Raw genomic sequence first — 19,215 nt, 5'->3', positions numbered from 1 at the left:
CGCAGGAAGTCATAGTCGGCGGTCCCGTTGTCGGCGCTGTCCCACCCTTCGGGTTTCCAGCGCACGGTCAGATTGCCGGGGCTGGTCGCCGGGACCGTGACCGTCCGGGTCAGCACCACCTGCGATTCGCCGCTCGCCGGTTCGCTGTTGCTGCGGGCGCCGAGCAGATAGGCGAAGCCGCCGCTGTTCGGGGTGCCGTTGGTGCTGCGCGTCTGGCCCGACCCGTCGCTGTCGGTCACCGAGACCGTCTCGCTGGGGCGGACCTGCGCGTCATAGGCGCTGTTGGTGCGGGTGCCGGTCCAGCCCGCGGGGCTGATCTGTCCGGTGCCGCCGCGTTCGAAATTGCCGTTGATCGGGGTCTGCGGATTGGCCGACTTGGCGCCATTCGCCGCGATGTCGAAATAGATATAATAGGTCTGCGCGCCGCCGTCCTGGACGATCCAGCGCACCTCGCCGCGCGCATTGCCCGCCGCGTCGGTCGCGCCCGAATAGACGCTGTCGGTGAATTCCTGCACGCCTGCCAGCGCGCCGCCCGGCCGCACGACGCGCACCGAATTGACGTCGAAGCCGCCCGAGACACCGAGCTGCGTCAGCAGGGCGGAGAAGTCGACGTTGACGAGCGCGGTGCTGTTCACGGACGAGGCCGCGGGCAGCGTCACGGGCACGCGATAGTGCCAGTCCTCGTCGGCCGAAACGCCGTCGGGATCCCACCAGGCGGGCGCCGCCAGGCCGGCGACGCGCATCGAAGCCCGGCTGGGCGAAGGCGACAAGTGCGGCGACGACGGCGAACAGCAACAGCGGCCGCGCGGCCTTGCCGCGGCTCGCGGCCGCGCAGGCGAGCGCCGCCGCCAGCCGGGCAAAAAAGAGCATCGCCCGCCAAGGCGATATTCGCCGACCCCCACGCCGAGCGAAATCGGTTCTGGTCCCACCGTTTCATGCGAGTGGCTTGGCGCCGACGTGACTAATTTGGAGTTAATAAGTTCCAGATTGGCAGTAATTTTGTCCGGGAACGGGACAGCTATCGCCAGTCGCCATGCCGTGCCATCCACAGCGCGGTGGCGGCGATCGCCGCGGTTTCGGCGCGCAGGATGCGCGGGCCGAGCGCCAGGCGCCGGACCGCGGGACTGGCGAGGAGCATCTCCCGCTCGCGCGCGGTGAAGCCGCCTTCGGGGCCGGTCAGGATCGCGGCGGGGGCGGGGGCCTCCAGCTTCGCCATGGGCACGCCGCCCTCCTCGTCGGCGAAGAGCAGCGCGCGTTCGGCGGGCCAGCCCTTGAGGAGATGCGGAAGCTTGACCGGTTCGGCGAGGTCGGGGAGCGCGGTGCGGCCGCATTGTTCGCACGCCTCGACGATCTGGGCGAGGATACGCTCCCGCTTGACGCGCTCGACGATCGTGCGTTCGGTGATGACCGGCTGCAGCCGGGCGATGCCGAGCTCGGTCGCCTTTTCGACGATCCAGTCGAGCCGCGCCTTCTTCACCGGCGCGAAGCAGAGCCAGAGGTCGGGCACCTGTTCGAGGGGGCGGGTCTGGCGTTCGACCCTCACGGTGAGCGCGCGCCGCGCGATGTCCGACACGGTGCCGAGCCATTCGCCGCTGCGATTGTCGCAGAGCAGCAACGGATCGCCCGCCTTCATGCGCATGACATTGACGAGATAATGCGCCGGTGCGCCGTCGATGGCGGGTGTGGCCCCGGCGCTGAGCGGGGTGTCGATGAACAGGCGGGGGTGCTGGCGGGCGGCCAGGCGGGAACGGCGGGCATCGCCGAGCGATAGCAGATGCGGAAAATTTGCCCAGCCCGCGCGGCCGCGGACGATTCTGTCCCGCTTTGGGGCGGAATCGGGCACGCCTTCGCCATGCGGCAGCGGGTGATTAGCCATTTGGTAAGCAGTCCCGCCCTAGGTGCAAGGATACCAGCGACGCATCCGGTGGGGGCTTGGCTGGCCAAGAGGGGTTGTGACCATGCGAGGGACCTTGATCCGCGATATCTGGCGCGGCGTCCGGAAACTTATGCGCGACCAGCGCGGCAACGCCATGATGCTGACGGCGGCCGCCATCGTGCCCGTGATCGGCATCGTCGGGTCGGGCATCGACATCGGCCGCGGCTATATGGCCGAGCTTCGCCTGCAACAGGCGTGCGACGCCGGCGTGCTCGCCGACCGCCGCTATATGGGCGTCAGCAGCTATGGCGAGCAGGCCGAGGCCGAGGCGAACAAGATGTTCGCGTTCAACTTTCCCGAAGGCTTTTACGGCAGCGAGGATATCGAATTCAGTTCGGAGCCGCAGGGCACGTCCGACGTCGTCGGGACGGCGAGCGCGCGCCTTCCGACTTCGATCATGTATATTTTCGGCTTCGACAATTTCGACCTGTCGGTCAATTGCGCCGCGAAGCTCGAAATCTCCAACCTCGACATCATGCTCGTCCTCGACGTCACCGGGTCGATGCAGGATCCGGGCACGGGCGATCAGCCCCGTATCGACGAGCTCAAGGAAGCGTCGATGACCTTTTTCGACACGCTGACCAGCGCCGAAAAAGGCGACGGCCTAGCTGCGCATCGGTGTCGTTCCGTACAGCTCGACGGTCAATGTCGGCGCGATTTTGATGGCCAAGGACCCGGACTGGATCGCCAATTCGGTGACCATGCCGTCGCGCCGGATCGAGCCGAACAACTGGCAGACGGGCTCGACGGTCAACGGCACCGCGTCGAACAGCAACGCGACCGTGGTGGCCGACTGGTCGAATGTGAGCCCGTCGCAGACGATTTCGAACAAGAACAGCACGACCTGCCCGCAGACCACCAAGGCCAATTCGACGGCAACGACGAGCGGATCGTCGACCACCACCCAGACCAGCCAGACGATCAACAGCAGCGGCGAACGCGTGACGACGAACGACGTCAAACAGAACTACCGCTATTATGAATATCGCTATGTCTGGGTGTCGAGCAACAGCACCTGCCGGCTTCCAGAGCCGGACGATGGAATATACGCGCACGACGCCTCAGACGATCACCCAACCGCCGACGCGCTACAATTATCTGAACCGCAGCTTCGACGTCACCAGCGCGAAGTCGGGCGGCGAGCTGGTCACCGATACGGGCGTCAACGGGACCCAGGAATCCCATTATTGGGGCGGGTGCATCTTCGAGCGCAAGACGACGGCCTTTGCGGCGAACGCGACGGCGCCATCGACCGCGCTGGACATGGATATCGATTCGAAGCCGGGCACCAGCGACGACAGCCGCTGGAAGGTCATGATCCCCGAGATCGCCTATGCCCGCGCGCAGCAGGTTGGCAGCAAGCCGTCGACGACGGGGACGCTGAACGTCAATGTCGGCAACGTCAAATATTCGAACAACAATCCGCCGATTCCCCTCTATATGAGCTATCAGGCGAACTGGCCGAGCGGCTGGGGGGTCTGCCCGGCGGCTGCAATGAAACTGACCGAGTTCGACGCGGACGACCGCACCGAATTCGACGATTATATCAAGTCGCTGCAGCCGGTCGGCGGTACCTATCACGATGTCGGCATGGCGTGGGGCGCGCGCCTGCTGTCGCCGACGGGGCTGTTCTCCGACGAGAATCAGACCGCGGACAACGGCCGCCCGATCGACCGCCACATCATTTTCATGACCGACGGCGCGATGTCGGCGAACATGGGCAATCTGACCTTTCAGGGATATGAATATCTCGACCAGAATGTCAGCGGCTCGATCGACACCAGCGACGCGACGCTGACCTCGCTCCACAACAACCGCTTTGCGCAGCTGTGCCAGGCGGCGCGCGACCGCAACATCACGGTGTGGGTGGTGGCGCTGAGCGTCAATCTCAACACCAGCCTGACCAACTGCGCGACGCCGGGCAAGGCTTACCAGACGCTGGTCAAGCCCGACGGGACCAAGGTGACGCTGAAGGACATCTTCTCGTCGATCGCCGGGCAGATCTCGCGCCTGAGGCTGTCGCAATGACCCGCCGCCAGACCCTCGTCCGCCGCCTGCGCCGCGACACGCGGGGCACCGCGCTGATCGAATTCGCGCTGACGGCGCCGGTGTTCCTGCTGCTCTTGATGGGCATTTTCGACTATTGCTGGCAGATGTATGCGCAGCAGGTGCTGCAGGGCGCGGTCAGCCAGTCGGCGCGCCTCGCAACGCTCGAGAACAATGCCGAGGATCAGAGCGACCTCGACGACAATGTGAAGGCCAGGGTTCTCGACGTGTTCAAGAACGCCGATGTCACCTTCTCCCGCAAGGCCTATGAAAGCTATGACCTGGTCGGCGAGCCCGAACCGCTGTCGGACAAGAACGGCAACAAGGTCTGGGACACGGGCGAGTGTTTCGAGGACATGAACGGCACCGGCAGCTGGGAGGCCGATCGCGGCGCCAACGGCAATGGCGGCGCCGAGGACGTCGTGCTCTATACCGCGTCGATGAAGTTCAACCGCATCCTGCCGGTTTGGCGGATGCTGGGCCAGCCGCAGGAAACGACGCTGCGCGCGCAGACCGTGCTGCGCAACCAGCCCTATGGCACCAACACCGCGACGCGGGTGGTCATATGCAACAAGTGACCCGCATCCTTCGCGGCGCCAGCATGGCGCCGAAGCGGCTGGCGCGCCGGGTGCGGTTGCTGCGCGAGACGCGCGCGTCGGTGATGATCGAAATGGCCTTTTGCATCCCGCTGCTGGTGCTTGTCGGCTTCGGCGGGCTGGAAATGGCCAATCTGACGCTCGTCAACACGCGGATCAGCCAGATCGGGCTGAGCACCGCCGACAATGCCTCGCGCATCGCTGTCGGGTCCAGCCTGTCGCTGCCGCGCGTGCGCGAAGTCGACATCAACGAAGTGTTCACCGGCGCCGACGAACAGGGGCGCGGGCTGAACCTCGCGACGCGCGGCCGCATCATCCTGTCGAGCCTCGAACGCAATCCCGAGGACGGCCAGTGGATCCACTGGCAGCGCTGTTTCGGCGCGCTCGACGCCGCTTCGAGCTATGGCGTCCAGGGCGACGGCGCGACCGGGGTCGATTTTCCCGGCATGGGCCCGGAGGGCAGGGAGGTCACCGCGCCGCCGGGGTCGGCGGTGATGTTCGTCGAGATCTTCTATGAATATGACGCGCTGCTCTATGGCAAATGGCTCGGCCCGCGGCGGATCCACTCGACCGCGGCGTTCAACATCCGCGAGGGCCGCGACCTGACGCAGGTCTATCAGGTATCGGGCGTGACGCCTTCGACCTGCACCTGAACCCGCCGCCGCGCGGGACAATCAGCCATTTATCGCGGGCCGCGCGGCTGCTATCGCGCAGGCCGATGACGACCGCCCCGCCTCCCGACAGCCAGATGCGCGGTCTCGTCGCGCTGCTTCCCGCGATGGCGCGGCCCTATGCCCTGCTCGCGCGCTTCGACCGGCCGATCGGCTGGTGGCTGCTCTATTGGCCCTGCGCCTTCGGGCTGGCGCTCGCGGGCGGCGCGGCGAGCCATTGGCCGCTGTTCCTGTGGCTGCTGCTCGGCGCGATCGTCATGCGCGGGGCGGGCTGCGTCTATAACGACATCGTCGACCGCGACCTCGACGCGCAGGTCGCGCGCACCGCGTCGCGGCCGGTGGCGAGCGGCGCGGTGACCGTGCGGAACGCCTGGCTGTGGACAATATTGCTGGCGCTCGCCGGGCTGCTGGTGCTGCTGCAACTGCCGCTGCGCGCGCAGCTGATTTCGCTGCTCAGCCTGATTCCGGTCGCGGCCTATCCCTTCATGAAGCGGCTGACCTGGTGGCCGCAGGCGTGGCTGGGGCTGGTGTTCAGCTGGGGCGCGCTCGTCGGCTGGGCCGCCGTCGGGCCGCCGCCGGCGCTCGCGCTGCCCTTGCTCTATGCGGGCTGCATCGCCTGGGTGATCGGCTACGACACCATCTATGCGCTGCAGGATATCGAGGACGACGCGCTGGTCGGCGTGAAGTCGAGCGCGCGCGCGATGGGGCGGCACGTGAAGGCGGGGGTGGGGCTTTGCTACAGCCTGGCGCTCGCGGGATGGGCGGGGGCTTTGTGGTCCGTGCGGCCCGATCCTTTGGTGTTCGTCGCGCTGGTGCCGGCGGCGCTGCACCTGACCGGCCAGGTCGTGACGCTCGACCCCGCGAGGGGCGAGGATGCGCTGGCGAAATTCCGCAGCAACCGCTTCGCGGGGCTGCTGGTGTTCGCGGCGATGCTGGTGGTGGGGGGCGCGCCCTAGACCGGCGTGCGTTAAATCTGCATCATTACCCAAACCCGTTCGTGCTGAGCTTGTCGAAGCACCGCCCTTCTCTTCGACGCTGAAAGAAAGAACGGCCCTTCGACAAGCTCAGGGCGAACGGTTCATATTTAACGCACGCCGCCCCAGAATTTATCCTGTTCAGATTGAACCGTAGCGCTGAGCCCGCGGTGAAGAGCCGACCAATTTCCCCTATTCCGCCGCGAGCAGTTCCTCGGCGCCGCCGAGGTCGACCGAGACGAGGCGGCTGACGCCCTTTTCGATCATCGTCACCCCGAACAGCCGGTGCATGCGCGCCATCGTCACCGCATTGTGGGTGACGATCAGATAACGGGTGTTGGTCTCGCGTGTCATCCGGTCGAGCAGGTCGCAGAAGCGCTCGATATTGGCGTCGTCGAGCGGCGCGTCGACCTCGTCGAGGACGCAGATCGGCGCGGGGTTGGTGAGGAAGAGGCCGAAGATCAGCGCGACCGCGGTCAGCGCCTGCTCGCCGCCCGACAGCAGGGTGAGCGTGCCGAGGCGCTTGCCCGGCGGCTGCGCCATGATTTCGAGCCCGGCTTCCAAGGGATCGTCCGAATCGACGAGTTCCAGATGCGCCTGGCCGCCGTTGAACAGCGTCGCGAACAGGCGCTGGAAATGCCCGTTCACCGTCTCGAAGGCGGCGAGCAGGCGGACGCGGCCCTCGCGGTTGAGGTTGCCGATCGAGCCGCGCAGCCGGTTCACCGCCTGTTGCAGCTCCTCGATCTCGGCGGCGCTCCTTTCGCGCTCGGCGTCGAGCTCGGCGAGTTCGTCGGCGGCGACGAGGTTGACCGGGCCGAGCCGCTCGCGGTCGGCGATGAGCCGGTCGTGCTGCGCCGATTCGGACGCCGCGTCGCCGACGCTCGCGCTTTCGAAGCCGGCCTTTTGCGGCAGCAGCGGCGGCGGGCATTCGAAGCGTTCGCCCGACAGGCGGCCCATCTCGATGCGGCGCAGCTCGGCGTTTTCGGAGCGCGCGGCGGCGCCGGCGCGGGTTTCGCGCGCGCTGGCGAGCGTCTCGCGGATCGTGCCGAGCGCGGCCTCGGCCTCGCGCAGCGCGGCTTCGGCGGCGCGTTCCTGTGCTTCGGCGGCGGCCGCCGCTTCGCGCAATTCGGCCTGCCGCGCCTCGGCCCCGGCGCGTTCGGCGGCGAGCCTTTCGGGGATGTCGGCGAGCGTCTCGGCTTCGGCGGCGAGCGCCTCGGCGCGCCTGTCCATTTCGGTGACGCGCCGCGCGGCCTCGCCGGCGCGGGCTTTCCAGCTCTTGATTTCGGCGGCGACGACCGCCTGGCGTTCGCTGAGCGCCGCGAAGGCGCGTTCGTGCACCGCCTGTGCATCGCGGGCGGCGGCAGCGTCGGTACGCGCGCGCTCGGCGGCGGCCTCCTGCGCGTCGAGCGCGGCGCGCGCGATGGCGTCGTCGGGGAGCGCGGCGAGCGCCGCCTCGCGGTCGGCGAGCTCCTTTTGCGCTTCGGCGGTGGCGACGGCGAGTTCTTCGCGGCGGCGGTCGAACAGGCTCGCGGCATCGCGATGGCGGTCGAGCGCGGCCTGCGCCTGGTCGGCTGCGCGCAGCGCGGCGCGGCGGCGTTCGTCGGCTTCGGCGAGCGCGCGGCGCGCGGCGGCGACCGCCCCGGTGGCTTCGGCGAGCGTGGCGGCGGCGGCGGCGCGGCGGTCGCCGAGCTGCATGACGCCGAGCTCGACCTGCGGGCGCTGCGCCGCGAGTTCGTCGAGGCGGTTCCGGCGGACGAGGCGTTCGGTCGCGGTGGCGCCGTCGCCGCGCGCGACGAACCCGTCCCAGCGGCGCATCACGCCGCCCTTCGTGACGAGGCGCTGGCCGACCGCGAGCGGCTGGCCGCCGTCGCTGTCGGCGACCGCGATCTGGGTCAGGCGGCGGAGCAGCGCGGCGGGCGCCCGCACGACGTCGGCGAGCGCGGTGGTGCCGGCTGGGAGCGCGGGGTCGCGCGCGTCGCGTTCGGCGCCGCGCCAGCTGCGCTGCGCCCCGGTATCGGTGCCGGCGTCGAGGTCGTCGCCGAGCGCCGCGGCGAGCGCGGCTTCGTAGCCGGGGGTGACGCGGAGCTGGTCGAGCACCGGATTGGCGTCCGATTTCGCGGCGGCGAGCGCGCGGGTCAGCGTCGCCGCCTCGCCCTCCAGCGCGGCGAAGGCGGCGCGCGCCTCGGCGAGGCCCGCCTCGATTTCGGCGAGGCTGGCGGCGCCCGCTTCGCGGTCGGCCTCGGCGCCCTGCAGCGCGGCTTCGGCGGTACCGATCGCGGCTTCGGCTTCGGTCGCGGCGGCGGTCGCTTCGGCCTGCCGCGCGGCGAGGGCGCCGCTGTCGCCGAGCGCCGCGACCTCGGCCTCGACGCGCGCGCTGTCGGCGGCGAGACGGCGGAGCGCGGTCTCGGCGCTGTCGCGCGCCGAGACCGCGATGCGGCGGTCGGCGGCCTCGCTCGCGGCCTGCGCGCGCGCCTGCGCGAGCGCGACCTCGGCGTCGCGGAGCAAGGCCTGCGCCGCCTGGCTGGCCTCGACGAGCGCGGCCCTGCCCGCCTCGTGGTCGGCGAGCTCCTGCGCGAGGCTTTTCGATTCGGCGTCGAGAGCGGTGAGCGCGCCATGCGCCTCGCGCGCGAATTCGCCCTCGCGCGCGCGGTCGTCGGCGAGGCGCGCCTGCTGCGCAGCAAGGTCGTCGAGGCGCTGGCGCGCGGCGCGTTCCTCGCCGGCGAGGCGGACCTGCGTCGCGGTCGCCTCGGCGAGCGCGTCGCGCTGCGCCTGCGCCCTGCCGCGCGCCTCGGCGACGCGCGCTGCGACCTCGGTTTGCGCCCGCGCGAGCGTGTCAAGCTCGTCCTGCGCGGCCTTCACCGCGGCCTCGGCGGCGTCGGCGTCGCGCTTCGCCTGGTCGGCGGCGGCGGCGGCATCGCGCCAGCGCGCGTAGATCAGCCGTCCCTCGGCGACGCGGATCTGCTCGGTCAGTGCCTTGTAACGTTCGGCGGCGCGCGCCTGGCGGCGCAGCGCACCCGCGCGCACCTCCATGTCGGCGACGATTTCGGAGAGGCGGGCGAGGTTGGTCTCGGTCGCGCGGAGCTTCTGCTCGGCATCCTTGCGGCGGACGTGCAGGCCCGCGATGCCCGCCGCCTCCTCGAGCATCGCGCGGCGGTCGGTGGGCCTGGCGGCGATGACGTTGGCGATCTTGCCCTGGCTGACGAGCGCCGGGCTGTGCGCGCCGGTCGCGGCGTCGGCGAAGATCAGCGCGACGTCCTTGGCGCGCACGTCGCGGCCGTTGGCGCGATAGGCGCTGCCCGCGCCGCGTTCGATGCGGCGGATGATCTCGAGCTCGCGGCCCTCGCTGGCGTCGGCGAGGCCCGCGACGATATCGCCCTCGGTGTCGCAATGGATCGCGACCTCGGCGAAATCGCGCGGCGGGCGCTGCGACGTCCCCGCGAAGATGACATCCTCCATGCCGCCGCCGCGCATCGATTTGGGGCTGGATTCGCCCATCACCCAGCGGATCGCCTCGAGCAGGTTCGACTTGCCGCAGCCGTTGGGGCCGACGACGCCGGTCAACCCGGGTTCGATGCGCAGTTCGGTGGGTTCGACGAAGCTTTTGAAACCGGTCAGGCGCAGGCGTCTTATCTGCACGGGCGGGTCCCGCGCAGCCGGTCGAATCGGCGATGGTGCAACCTTGGTGTCACAAAACCCCCTGACGCGTCATGCCGCGCGGGCAGGGGAGTCGCAAGGGGGCATGGCCCGCCCTGCAGGAGATGCCACGCTCCTAGAGCGGCGTGCGTTTAATCTGCAACGCCCCTTGCCCGTTCGTGACCCTAATGCCCCATATCCGCCATCGACGCCTTCTCGGTCCCCGGCTTCGGCGGGCGCAGCAGCAGCACCAGCGGCACCGACGCCAGCGTCACCCACATCATCAGCCAGAAATCGTCGATATAGGCGACCATCGCCGCCTGCCGGTTGATCTCGGCATTGACCATCGCCATCGCCGTGTCGCCCGCGATGCCGAAGCGGTCGGCGGTCGACGGATCGAGCAGGCTCGTCGAGCTGTTGGTGACATGCGCGACCAGATCCTCGTGGCTGCGCTGAATGTTCGCACCGAGCAGGGTCGTGACGATCGAAATGCCCACCGACGCGCCGATGCTGCGGAACAGGTTCAGCAGGCTCGACCCGTCGGTGCGGAAATGCGGCGCGATCGTCGCAAAGGCCATGGTGTTCAGCGGAATGAAGACCAGGCCCATGCCAACCCCCTGGATCATGCCGCTGACGATCACCGGCTGCATCCCCATTTCCAGCGACCAGTGGCTCATCTGCCACAGCGAATAGGATGCGATCAACAGGCCGATGCCGACCATCCAGCGCGCGTCGATCGTGTCGAGCGTGCGGCCCGCGAACCACATGCTGGCGAGGATGCCGATCCCGCGCACCGCGAGCACGACGCCGGTGTCGATCACCGGCCAGCCGAACAGATTTTGCAGCATCGGCGGCAACAGCGCCATCGATGCGAACATCACGATGCCGATCACGACCAGAAAACCCATCGCGGTGACGAGGTTGCGGTCGGCGAGCATCGCGCGGTTGAACAATGGCGCGCGCGCGGTGAACATATGGACGACGAACATCCACAGGCACGCGATGGCGACCCCGCATTCGATCCAGATTTCGATGCTGTCGAACCAGTCCTCATGCGCGCCGCGGTCGAGCATCAGCTGCAGCGACGCGAGCCCGAGCGCGAGCATCGAGAAACCGAACAGGTCGAATTTGCGGCCCGCCGCCCGCGTCGCGGGCAACAGCGCCCACATCATCGCCAGCGTCAGCAATCCGACCGGCAGGTTGACGTAGAAGACCCAGCGCCAGTTGACGCTTTCGGTCAGCCAGCCGCCGAGCAGCGGCCCCATGATCGGCCCGATCATGATCCCCATGCCCCAGATCGACATCGCGCGCGCCTGCCGCTCGGGCGGATTGATGTCGAGCATCACCGATTGCGACAGCGGCGCGATGAAGGCGGCGCTGATCCCTTGCAGGAATCGGAATACCACCATCTGTTCGAGCGACTGCGCGGCGCCGCACGCCATCGAGGTGGCGATGAAGCCGGCGATCGCGCCCAGGAACAGCTCGCGCCGCCCGATCCGGTCGGCGAGCCAGCCGGTGATCGGCATCGCGATCGCGCTGGCGAGGATATAGCTGGTCAGTACCCAGGTCACCGTCTCGCTCGTCGCCCCGAGCGCCGACTGCATGTGCGGGATCGCGACATTGGCGATGGTCGTGTCGAGAATCTGCATGATCGACGCGCCCATCACCGCGACCATCAGCAGCCCGCGAAAACGCACACGCTCGTGCAGCGGCACGCCGTCTTCGGCGGGCGGCGCAGCGGCGGAGCGGCGAGGGAGGGAACGGGAGGCCATCAGCCTGCCTTTGCCCTCTCCCCTTCAGGGGAGAGGATACGCAGGCTTGCGAGCTTGCTCGCTAGCCGGAGTTGGAGAGGGGATCGAAGGCCGAGGCCCCCTCTCCAAGCTTCGCTAGTCCCTTGGCAACAAGCTTCGCTATCCTCTCCCCTGAAGGGGAGAGGGCGGGTAAGTGACTCGACGGTCACCCCTACTTCCCCGCCACCGCACCGCCGTCGGTATAAACCCGTACATCGGCCGACAGCCCCGCGATCATGTCGCGCGAGGGCTTTTCGTCGAAGGCGATCTTCACCGGCACGCGCTGCGTCACCTTGACCCAGTTGCCGGTGGCGTTCTGCGCCGGCAGCACCGAAAATTCGCTGCCCGTGCCCGCGCCGATCGACAGCACATGGCCGCGGATCTTCAGCCCCGGATAGGCGTCGAAGCTGATCTCGGCGCGCTGGCCGATGCGCATATTGGCAAGGTCGGTTTCCTTGAAATTGGCCTCGACCCACGGATGCGCGGTATCGACGATCGTCACCGCGGGCAGGCCCTGCACCATCATCTGGCCGATCTGCAGACGGTCGGCCTGCGCGACGCGACCGGCATAGGGCGCGCGCACCTCGGTACGGCTGAGGTTCACCTGCGCCTGCGCGCGCTGGACGCGCGCCGCCTCGACCTGCGGGTTGATCCCGCTTGCGGGGCCCGCAGCCAGCTTGACGCGCGCTTCGGCGGCGGCGGCTTCGGCCTGGCGAACGCGCTCGCGCGCCTGTGCGACCGCGTGGCGCGATGCGTCATAGGCCGCTTTGGTCGTAAAGCCCTTTTCCATCAGCGCCGCCTGGCGGCCAAAATTGACCTCGGCGAACTTCACATCCTCGCGCGCCGCGGCGATGTCGACCGCGCTGGTGTTCGCGCTCGCCGACAGATTGCCGACCTCGACCTCGGCGGCGTCGATCGCCGCCGTTGCCTGCGCGACGCTCAGCCGATAGGGCTCGCCGTCGATGCGGAACAGCAATTGCCCCGCCGTCACATTCTGCCCGTCCCTGACCGCGACTTCGGTGATGCGGCCACCGACTTCGGCGGCGACCGACACCTTGTCCATCTGGACATAGGCATTGTCGGTCGACACCGACCCGCCGCTCGTCAGCCACCAGACCGCCCCGCCCGCGATCATCAGCGCGGGCAGGCCGAACAGCAGCAGCCGTGTCCGCCACGTCGGCTTCGCGGCGGCTTCGGGCGCGGCCGCCACCTGCGGGGCGGGCACGGGGTCGGCCTTGGGCGCCACCTTCGGCGGCTTGACCTCTTCGGCTTTCGGCGGGGTGGCGGCGGAGAGCTGGGGCATCAGATCGTCTCTTTTTCTTTTTGGCATTCGCGGCGGGACAGGTTGGCGCGGACGCGCTCGACGAGTTCGGAGAGCATCTCGCGTTCGGCCTCGCTCATCCCTTCGGTGGCTTCGGCGACGACCGCCCTTGCGGTCTGGCGCAGATGGTCGAGCAGCGGTTCGGCCTGCGTCGTCAGATACAGCTGCCAGGCGCGGCGGTCGGTCGGGTCGGCGCGGCGCTCGACCAGTCCGCCTTCCTCCAGCCGGTCGATCATGCGCGACAGGGTGATCGGCTCGACCTCGATAAGTTCGGCGAGCGGTCCCTGCCGGATTCCGGGGTAGCGCGCCAGATAGGTCAGCACGCGCGACTGCAGCGCGGTGATCCCGCTGTCGCGGGTGCGCGCGTTGAAATCGCGGCGAAACATCCGCGCCGTGTCGTTCAGCAGGAACCCGATCGTATCACTCATGGCATGTGATATAATAGCAATTGCTACTATATGCAAGATTGCGCCGCTCGGCACTTTCGACAACTTCCGCGACATGCGCGATGATCGACAAATTGCGCCCAGCCGCTAAACTGCCGCCATGACCCTCACCGCCGACCTCTTCTGGTCCTTCCGCTCGCCCTACTCCTATCTCTGCACCGGCCGCTACCGCGCGCTCGCGGCTAGCCACCGTGTCGAAATCAACCTGCGCCCCGTTTACCCGCTCGCGATCCGCCAGCCCGACTTCTTCGAACGCAACCATCCGAACTGGCTGAGCTACACGATGCGCGACATGATCCGCGTCGCGCAGTTTCACGGCATCCCCTTCGGCCCGCCGCGCCCCGACCCGATCGTCCAGAATGTTGCGACGCGCGAAATCGCGGCGGACCAGCCGTACATCTACCGCCTCACGCGGCTCGGCCAGGCGGCCTCGCGCCGCGGCCGGAGCCTCGCCTTCGGCCACGAGGCCGCGCAACTGATCTGGGGCGGGGCGCAGGACTGGCATCTCGGCGATCACCTCGCGGGCGCCGCGCGCCGCGCCGGGCTCGACCTCGCCGAGCTCGATGCCGAGGCGGAGCGCGATGCCGAGGCGCTCGACACCGAAATCGCCGCCAACCAGGTGGCGCTCGAAATCGCGGGCCACTGGGGCGTGCCGACGCTCGTGTTCGACGGCGAACCCTTTTTCGGGCAGGACCGCATCGAGATGGCGCGCTGGCGGATGGAACAGAAGGGGCTGCAGCCGCGATGATCGAACCGCGCTTTTTCGACGCGCGCGACGGCACCCGCCTCGCGTGGCGCGAGACCGGTGCCAGCCTAGCCGGTCGTGCTGCTCCACGGCCTCTTTTCCAGCGCTGAGGTCAACTGGATCAAGTTCGGCACCGCCGCGGGCATCGCCGCCGAGGGCTTTCGCGTCGTCATGCCCGACCTGCGCGTCCACGGATCGAGCGACGCCCCGCACGACGCCGCGCTTTATCCGCCCGATGTGCTGGTGAACGATTTCGCGGACCTGATCGCCCATCTCGGCCTCGACGATTTCGACCTCGGCGGCTTTTCGCTCGGATCGCGGACCAGCGTGCGCGCGGTGGTGGCCGGGATGCGGCCGCGCCGCCTGATCCTCGGCGGCATGGGCCTGTCGGGCCTCGCCGGCTGGCAACGGCGCGGGGAATTCTTCAAGCGAGTGATCGCCGAATATGAGAGTGCGAAGCGCGGCGACGACACCTGGCTGTCGATCCAGTTCATGAAGACGATGAAGATCGACCGGATCGCCGCGGGCCATCTGCTCGACAGTTTCACCGATACCTCGCCCGACGCGTTGAAGGTGCTGACGATGCCGGTTCTGCTCGTCTGCGGCGAGCAGGATCACGACAATGGTTCGGCCCCCGAACTCGCGGCGGCGCTGCCCGACGCGCGGCTGGTGACGATCCCCGGCACCCATATGTCGAGCGTCACCCAGCCCGAAATGGGCGAGGCGATGGCGGCCTTCCTCGCCGCTTGACCCCGTTCGCGGGCGGGTCCAAACTGGTGTCATAGCGCCATAGAGCGCCGCCACCAGGACCCGAGGATCGCACCCCCATGAAAGCCATGATTTCGACGCTGTCGCTTGCCCTGTCGCTCGCGCTTGCCGGCCCCGCGCTGGCGGCGGACAAGGCGAAGGAAGCCCCCGCCCAGAGCGCCAAGCCCACCGCCGCCGATGCCGACGCCTTCGTCGCGGCGGCCGAAAAGGACCTGTTCGACTATACGGTCGAGTCGAGCCAGGTGAACTGGGTCAATGCGACCTATATCACCGAGGACACCGACGCGATGGCGGCGCGGATCAACGCCGTCGGGACCGAGAAAGCCGTCAAATATGCGCTTGAGGCGGCCAAATATGCGACCGTTCCGGGGCTCAGCGCCGACACCAGGCGCAAGCTCGACATATTGCGCAACGGCCTTGTCCTGCCCGCGCCGACCAAGCCCGGCGCCGCGACCGAGCTCAACCAGATCGCGACCAATCTGCAGTCGCAGTATGGCAAGGGCCGCGGCACGCTGAACGGCAAGGAAATCTCGGGCTCGGACATCGAGGCCGAGATGGGCAATCTGCAGCATACACCCGCCGAATATGCCGAAATGTGGACGAGCTGGCACGACAATGTCGGCAAGCCGATGGGCAAGGACTATGCCCGCATGGTCGCGATCGCCAATGAAGGCGCAAAGGAGCTGGGCTTCGCGGACACCGGCGCGATGTGGCGCTCGGGCTATGACATGCCGCCCGAGGACTTCGCCAAGACCACCGAGCGCCTGTGGCAGGAAGTGAAGCCGCTCTACCTGGCGCTGCACACCTATGTCCGCTGGAAGCTCAACGAGAAATATGGCGACGCGGTGCAGCCCAAGACCGGCCCGATCCGCGCCGACCTGCTCGGCAATATGTGGGCGCAGGAATGGGGCAATATCTATCCGCTCGTCGCGCCGCCGGGCGCGGGCGACCTCGGCTACGACATCGGCGACCTGCTCACCGAAAAGGGCAAGGGGCCGCTCGACATGGTCAAGGCGGGCGAGAATTTCTATTCGTCGCTCGGCATGGAGCCGCTGCCCGACACCTTCTGGAAGCGCAGCCAATTCACCAAGCCCGCCGACCGCGAAGTCATCTGTCACGCCTCGGCCTGGGATATCGACAACAAGGACGATATCCGCATCAAGATGTGCATCAAGGTGAATGCCGACGACTTCGTCACCATCCATCATGAGCTCGGCCACAATTATTATCAGCGCGCCTACAAGGACCAGCCGCTGCTCTATCTCAACGGCGCCAACGACGGCTTCCACGAAGCGATCGGCGATTTCGTCGCGCTGTCGATCACGCCGCAATATCTGGTCGATATCGGCCTGCTGGGCGCCGACAAGGTGCCGAGCGCCGACAAGGATATCGGCCTGCTGCTGCGGCAGGCGATGGACAAGGTCGCCTTCCTGCCCTTCGGCCTGCTGATCGACCGCTGGCGCTGGGGCGTGTTCGACGGCACGATCAAGCCCGCCGACTACAACAAGGCGTGGACCCAGCTCCGCACCCAATATCAGGGCATCGTCCCGCCGGGCGTGCGGCCCGCCGACGCCTTCGATCCGGGCGCCAAATATCATATCCCGGGCAACACGCCCTACACCCGCTATTTCCTCGCGCGCATCCTGCAGTTCCAGTTCTACAAGGCGGCATGCGACCAGGCGGGGTGGACAGGGCCGCTTCACCGCTGTTCCTTCTATGGCAACAAGGAGGTCGGTGCGAAGCTCAATGCGATGCTCGAAATGGGCGCGTCGAAGCCGTGGCCCGATGCCTTGGAGGCCTTCACCGGCGAGCGCGAGATGTCGGGCAAGGCGATGGCCGAATATTTCGCGCCGCTGAAGGAATGGCTCGACGAACAGAACAAGGGCAAGCCGTCGGGGTGGTGAGCGCCGCTGCCGGATGAAAAGCCGATGGCCGGGGAAGCGATTCCCCGGTCCTTTTCATTGCGCCTCGACGCTCTGCTTGAACCGCGCCAGCCGGGCGGTCGCGGCGGCGGCGTGGGGGCCGATCCAGCGGTCGTGAATATCCTGGATCGGCATCGCGTTGAGATGATTCCAGCGCTCGCGGCCGCGGCGTTCGGCGATGACGAGCCCCGCCTCTTCCAGAACCTTCAGATGCTGCATCACCGTGCAGCGGTCGATGTTGGCGAAGTTGCCGCACAGCGTGCCGGTGGTCAGCGGCTGATCCTTGAGCGTGTCGAGCATCTGGCGGCGGACGGCCGACGCCAGGGCCTTGAAAACACGGTCATATTCTTCGTGGATTGACATGTTATAAATATATAACATAATGGCGGAGAATCAAGCGGAGAGTGTCATGGAGCTGAAATTCCGGGTGGCGGCGCGAATCGCGAAGCCGGTGCACGAGGTGTTCGAGGCGGTCGCCGACCCCGGCAAGCTGTCCGGCTATTTCACGACGGGCGGCGCCAAGGGCCGGCTGGAGACCGGCGCGACGGTGACATGGGATTTCCACGATTATCCCGGCGCCTTTCCGGTCGAGGTGATCGAGGTGGTGCCCGACGAGAGGATCGTCCTCGAATGGGCGGCCTATGAGGGCGAAGCACCCGGTGTCGAAGGCGGCGCGATGCAGGACGCCCGGTACAGCACGCGCGTGACGATGAGCTTCAAGGCCCTCGACGATGGCCGCACGCTGGTCGAGATCGCCGAAGCGGGCTGGCGCGAGACGCAGGCGGCGCTCGACGGCAGCTATGGCAATTGCCACGGCTGGACGCAGATGCTCTGCGCGCTGAAGGTCTGGCTGGAGCATGGCTTCAACCTGCGCGCCGACTTTTACAAATGACGTCCGATCCGCCTCGCCCGCTGCGGCGCGGGAAGGATTTAATCGGGATATTCCAGCCTGAGTTCGCGTGTGCCCAGCGGCGCGCCGGTGTTGGCGTCGATCACCACCGGGCGGATCGGCTCGCCGGTTTCGACGTCGATCTGGCGCGTCAGCGCGCCGCCGCCATTATGCTTGCGCCCCCAGGCGCCGATCGCGGCGAGGATGGGGAGGAAGTCGCGGCCCTTTTCGGTGAGCAGATAGTCGTCGCGCGGCGGCCGCTGGCTGTAGCGGCGCCTTTCGAGCAGCCCCGCCTCGGTGAGTGCGGCCAGCCGCCGCGCGAGAATGTTCGGCGCGATGCCAAGGCTCGTCCGCATCTGGTCATAGCGGGTGAAACCGCGCTGCACGTCGCGCAGCACGAGCATCGACCAGCGGTCGCCGATCAGCATCAGCCCGCGGTCGATGGGGCAGGTGCCGAAGTTTTTTTCATCGCCGGTCATTGAAGTCATATGGGTCAGTCACTATCATTTTGCAAGTGAACCGTTCGGGGCCAGCAAAGGAGACATACGATGACCGACATTTTCCAGGGAACCGCCCTCATCACCGGCGCCTCGACGGGCCTCGGCGCCGTTTACGCCGACCGGCTCGCCTAGCCGCGGCCACGACCTGATCCTCGTCGCGCGCAACGGCGCGCAGCTCGAGGAGCGCGCGGCGAAGCTGCGTGCCGACCATGGCGTCGCGGTCGACGTGATCGCCGCCGACCTGACCAATGGCGACGAAGTGACGCGGATCGAGCAAAGGCTGATCGACGACGGTGCGATCACGCTGTTCGTCAACAATGCCGGCATGTCGCTGAACGGCGGGACGCTGGAAAACAGCGCGTCGGAAATCCAGACGATCATCGCCCTGAACATCACCGCGGCGGCGCGGCTCGGCATCGCGGCGGGCAAGGCATTCGGCGCGCGCGGCAAGGGCAGGATCGTCAACATCGCCTCGGTCCTCGCGCTCGTGCCCGAGATGTTCGAAGGCGTGTACAGCGGGTCGAAGGCCTTTCTGCTCAACCTGAGCCTGTCGCTGGCGAACGGCCTGCGCGAACAGGGCGTGCAGGTGCAGGCGGTGCTGCCGGGCGCGACGCGCACCGAAATATGGGAACGCTCGGGCAAGGATATCGACGCCTTCCCGGCGGAGATGGTGATGGATGCCGGCGACCTGGTCGATGCGGCCCTGCTCGGCCTCGACCGCGGCGAGGAGGTGACGATCCCGCCGCTCGCCGACGAGGGCCAGTGGCAGGCCTATCAGGCCGCGCGGCTGGCGATGGGTCCGGGGCTGTCGCGGCGCGACGTGGCCGAACGGTACCGGGTGAGCGAGGCGGTTTGAGGTAACGGGCGGGTGGTCGGTTTCCGGGCGGGAGCGGCCATAAAGCCCCCCCTTCAGGGGAGGGGTTGGGGTGGGGTCCATCGGCCTTGCGCAAGGCCGATGGACCCCACCCGCTGCGACTA

Annotated in this window: 15 protein-coding genes and 2 pseudogenes; 10 read left to right on the top strand and 7 right to left on the bottom strand. The window is 67.9% G+C overall.

Going from position 1 to position 19,215, the window contains the following annotated elements; translation table 11 throughout:
* Positions 1-1,018 precede the first annotated feature (1,018 nt).
* Positions 1,019-1,758 (bottom strand): annotated as a pseudogene (locus N0A20_RS14690) (16S rRNA (uracil(1498)-N(3))-methyltransferase).
* A 140-nt stretch (positions 1,759-1,898) separates the two neighbouring features.
* On the opposite strand from N0A20_RS14690, the gene N0A20_RS14685 reads away from it, so the two are divergent.
* The 5 genes from N0A20_RS14685 (at position 1,899) to ubiA (ending at position 6,205) form a co-directional block, all read left to right on the top strand.
* Complete coding sequence (locus tag N0A20_RS14685) at positions 1,899-2,918, top strand: pilus assembly protein (RefSeq protein ID WP_260581083.1); 1,020 nt, start codon at positions 1,899-1,901, stop codon at positions 2,916-2,918.
* 56 nt (positions 2,919-2,974) lie between these two features.
* Positions 2,975-3,964, top strand: coding sequence for a hypothetical protein (locus N0A20_RS14680; RefSeq protein ID WP_260581081.1), 990 nt, complete (start codon positions 2,975-2,977; stop codon positions 3,962-3,964).
* Positions 3,961-4,560, top strand: coding sequence for a TadE/TadG family type IV pilus assembly protein (locus N0A20_RS14675; RefSeq protein WP_260581079.1), 600 nt, complete (start codon positions 3,961-3,963; stop codon positions 4,558-4,560). The genes N0A20_RS14680 and N0A20_RS14675 overlap by 4 nt, the downstream gene beginning before the upstream one ends.
* Positions 4,548-5,231, top strand: coding sequence for a TadE/TadG family type IV pilus assembly protein (locus N0A20_RS14670; RefSeq protein ID WP_260581077.1), 684 nt, complete (start codon positions 4,548-4,550; stop codon positions 5,229-5,231). The genes N0A20_RS14675 and N0A20_RS14670 overlap by 13 nt, the downstream gene beginning before the upstream one ends.
* Before the next feature lie 65 nt (positions 5,232-5,296).
* Complete coding sequence (gene ubiA, locus N0A20_RS14665) at positions 5,297-6,205, top strand: 4-hydroxybenzoate octaprenyltransferase (protein ID WP_260581076.1); 909 nt, start codon at positions 5,297-5,299, stop codon at positions 6,203-6,205.
* Between the two features lie 210 nt (positions 6,206-6,415).
* Here the strand turns inward: ubiA and smc are convergent, their stop codons facing one another.
* The 4 genes from smc to N0A20_RS14645 all read right to left on the bottom strand — a co-directional run bounded on the left by smc (position 6,416) and on the right by N0A20_RS14645 (position 13,395).
* Positions 6,416-9,859 carry a chromosome segregation protein SMC gene (smc, locus tag N0A20_RS14660; RefSeq protein WP_260581075.1) on the bottom strand — a complete coding sequence of 1,148 codons (3,444 nt, stop codon included), beginning with the start codon at positions 9,857-9,859 and terminating at the stop codon, positions 6,416-6,418.
* A gap of 182 nt (positions 9,860-10,041) precedes the next feature.
* A complete protein-coding gene (locus N0A20_RS14655) occupies positions 10,042-11,628 on the bottom strand; it encodes a DHA2 family efflux MFS transporter permease subunit (protein WP_260581074.1) in 1,587 nt (528 codons plus the stop codon).
* Positions 11,629-11,818: 190 nt separating this feature from the next.
* Positions 11,819-12,949: an HlyD family secretion protein gene (locus N0A20_RS14650; RefSeq protein WP_260581073.1), complete on the bottom strand. Its 1,131-nt coding sequence runs from the start codon at positions 12,947-12,949 to the stop codon at positions 11,819-11,821.
* Positions 12,949-13,395: a MarR family winged helix-turn-helix transcriptional regulator gene (locus tag N0A20_RS14645; RefSeq protein ID WP_260581072.1), complete on the bottom strand. Its 447-nt coding sequence runs from the start codon at positions 13,393-13,395 to the stop codon at positions 12,949-12,951. The genes N0A20_RS14650 and N0A20_RS14645 overlap by 1 nt, the downstream gene beginning before the upstream one ends.
* 118 nt (positions 13,396-13,513) lie before the next feature.
* On the opposite strand from N0A20_RS14645, the gene N0A20_RS14640 reads away from it, so the two are divergent.
* The 3 genes and pseudogenes from N0A20_RS14640 (at position 13,514) to N0A20_RS14630 (ending at position 16,830) form a co-directional block, all read left to right on the top strand.
* Positions 13,514-14,161 carry a 2-hydroxychromene-2-carboxylate isomerase gene (locus N0A20_RS14640; RefSeq protein WP_260581070.1) on the top strand — a complete coding sequence of 216 codons (648 nt, stop codon included), beginning with the start codon at positions 13,514-13,516 and terminating at the stop codon, positions 14,159-14,161.
* Positions 14,158-14,908, top strand: a pseudogene (locus tag N0A20_RS14635) (alpha/beta fold hydrolase). Before N0A20_RS14640 ends, N0A20_RS14635 begins: the two are co-directional and overlap by 4 nt.
* 77 nt (positions 14,909-14,985) lie before the next feature.
* A complete protein-coding gene (locus tag N0A20_RS14630; RefSeq protein WP_260581069.1) occupies positions 14,986-16,830 on the top strand; it encodes a M2 family metallopeptidase in 1,845 nt (614 codons plus the stop codon).
* Between the two features lie 54 nt (positions 16,831-16,884).
* Here the strand turns inward: N0A20_RS14630 and N0A20_RS14625 are convergent, their stop codons facing one another.
* Complete coding sequence (locus tag N0A20_RS14625) at positions 16,885-17,211, bottom strand: ArsR/SmtB family transcription factor (protein WP_260581068.1); 327 nt, start codon at positions 17,209-17,211, stop codon at positions 16,885-16,887.
* A 46-nt stretch (positions 17,212-17,257) separates the two neighbouring features.
* Here N0A20_RS14625 and N0A20_RS14620 point away from each other — a divergent pair, with 46 nt between their 5' ends.
* A complete protein-coding gene (locus N0A20_RS14620) occupies positions 17,258-17,740 on the top strand; it encodes an SRPBCC family protein (protein WP_260581067.1) in 483 nt (160 codons plus the stop codon).
* Between the two features lie 38 nt (positions 17,741-17,778).
* Here N0A20_RS14620 and N0A20_RS14615 read toward each other — a convergent pair whose 3' ends face one another.
* Complete coding sequence (locus tag N0A20_RS14615) at positions 17,779-18,225, bottom strand: winged helix-turn-helix transcriptional regulator (RefSeq protein ID WP_260581066.1); 447 nt, start codon at positions 18,223-18,225, stop codon at positions 17,779-17,781.
* 157 nt (positions 18,226-18,382) lie between these two features.
* Here N0A20_RS14615 and N0A20_RS14610 point away from each other — a divergent pair, with 157 nt between their 5' ends.
* The gene (locus N0A20_RS14610) at positions 18,383-19,093 is read left to right on the top strand and encodes an SDR family NAD(P)-dependent oxidoreductase (protein ID WP_312846653.1); all 711 of its coding nucleotides are present in this window, start codon (positions 18,383-18,385) and stop codon (positions 19,091-19,093) included.
* The last annotated feature ends 122 nt before the right edge of the window (positions 19,094-19,215 follow it).

Source organism: Sphingopyxis sp. PET50, assembly GCF_025244705.1.
In the GTDB taxonomy this organism is placed as follows: Bacteria; Pseudomonadota; Alphaproteobacteria; order Sphingomonadales; family Sphingomonadaceae; genus Sphingopyxis.
The sequence above is the reverse complement of the archived record's forward strand: the minus strand, read 5'-3'. Positions and strand labels throughout refer to the sequence as shown.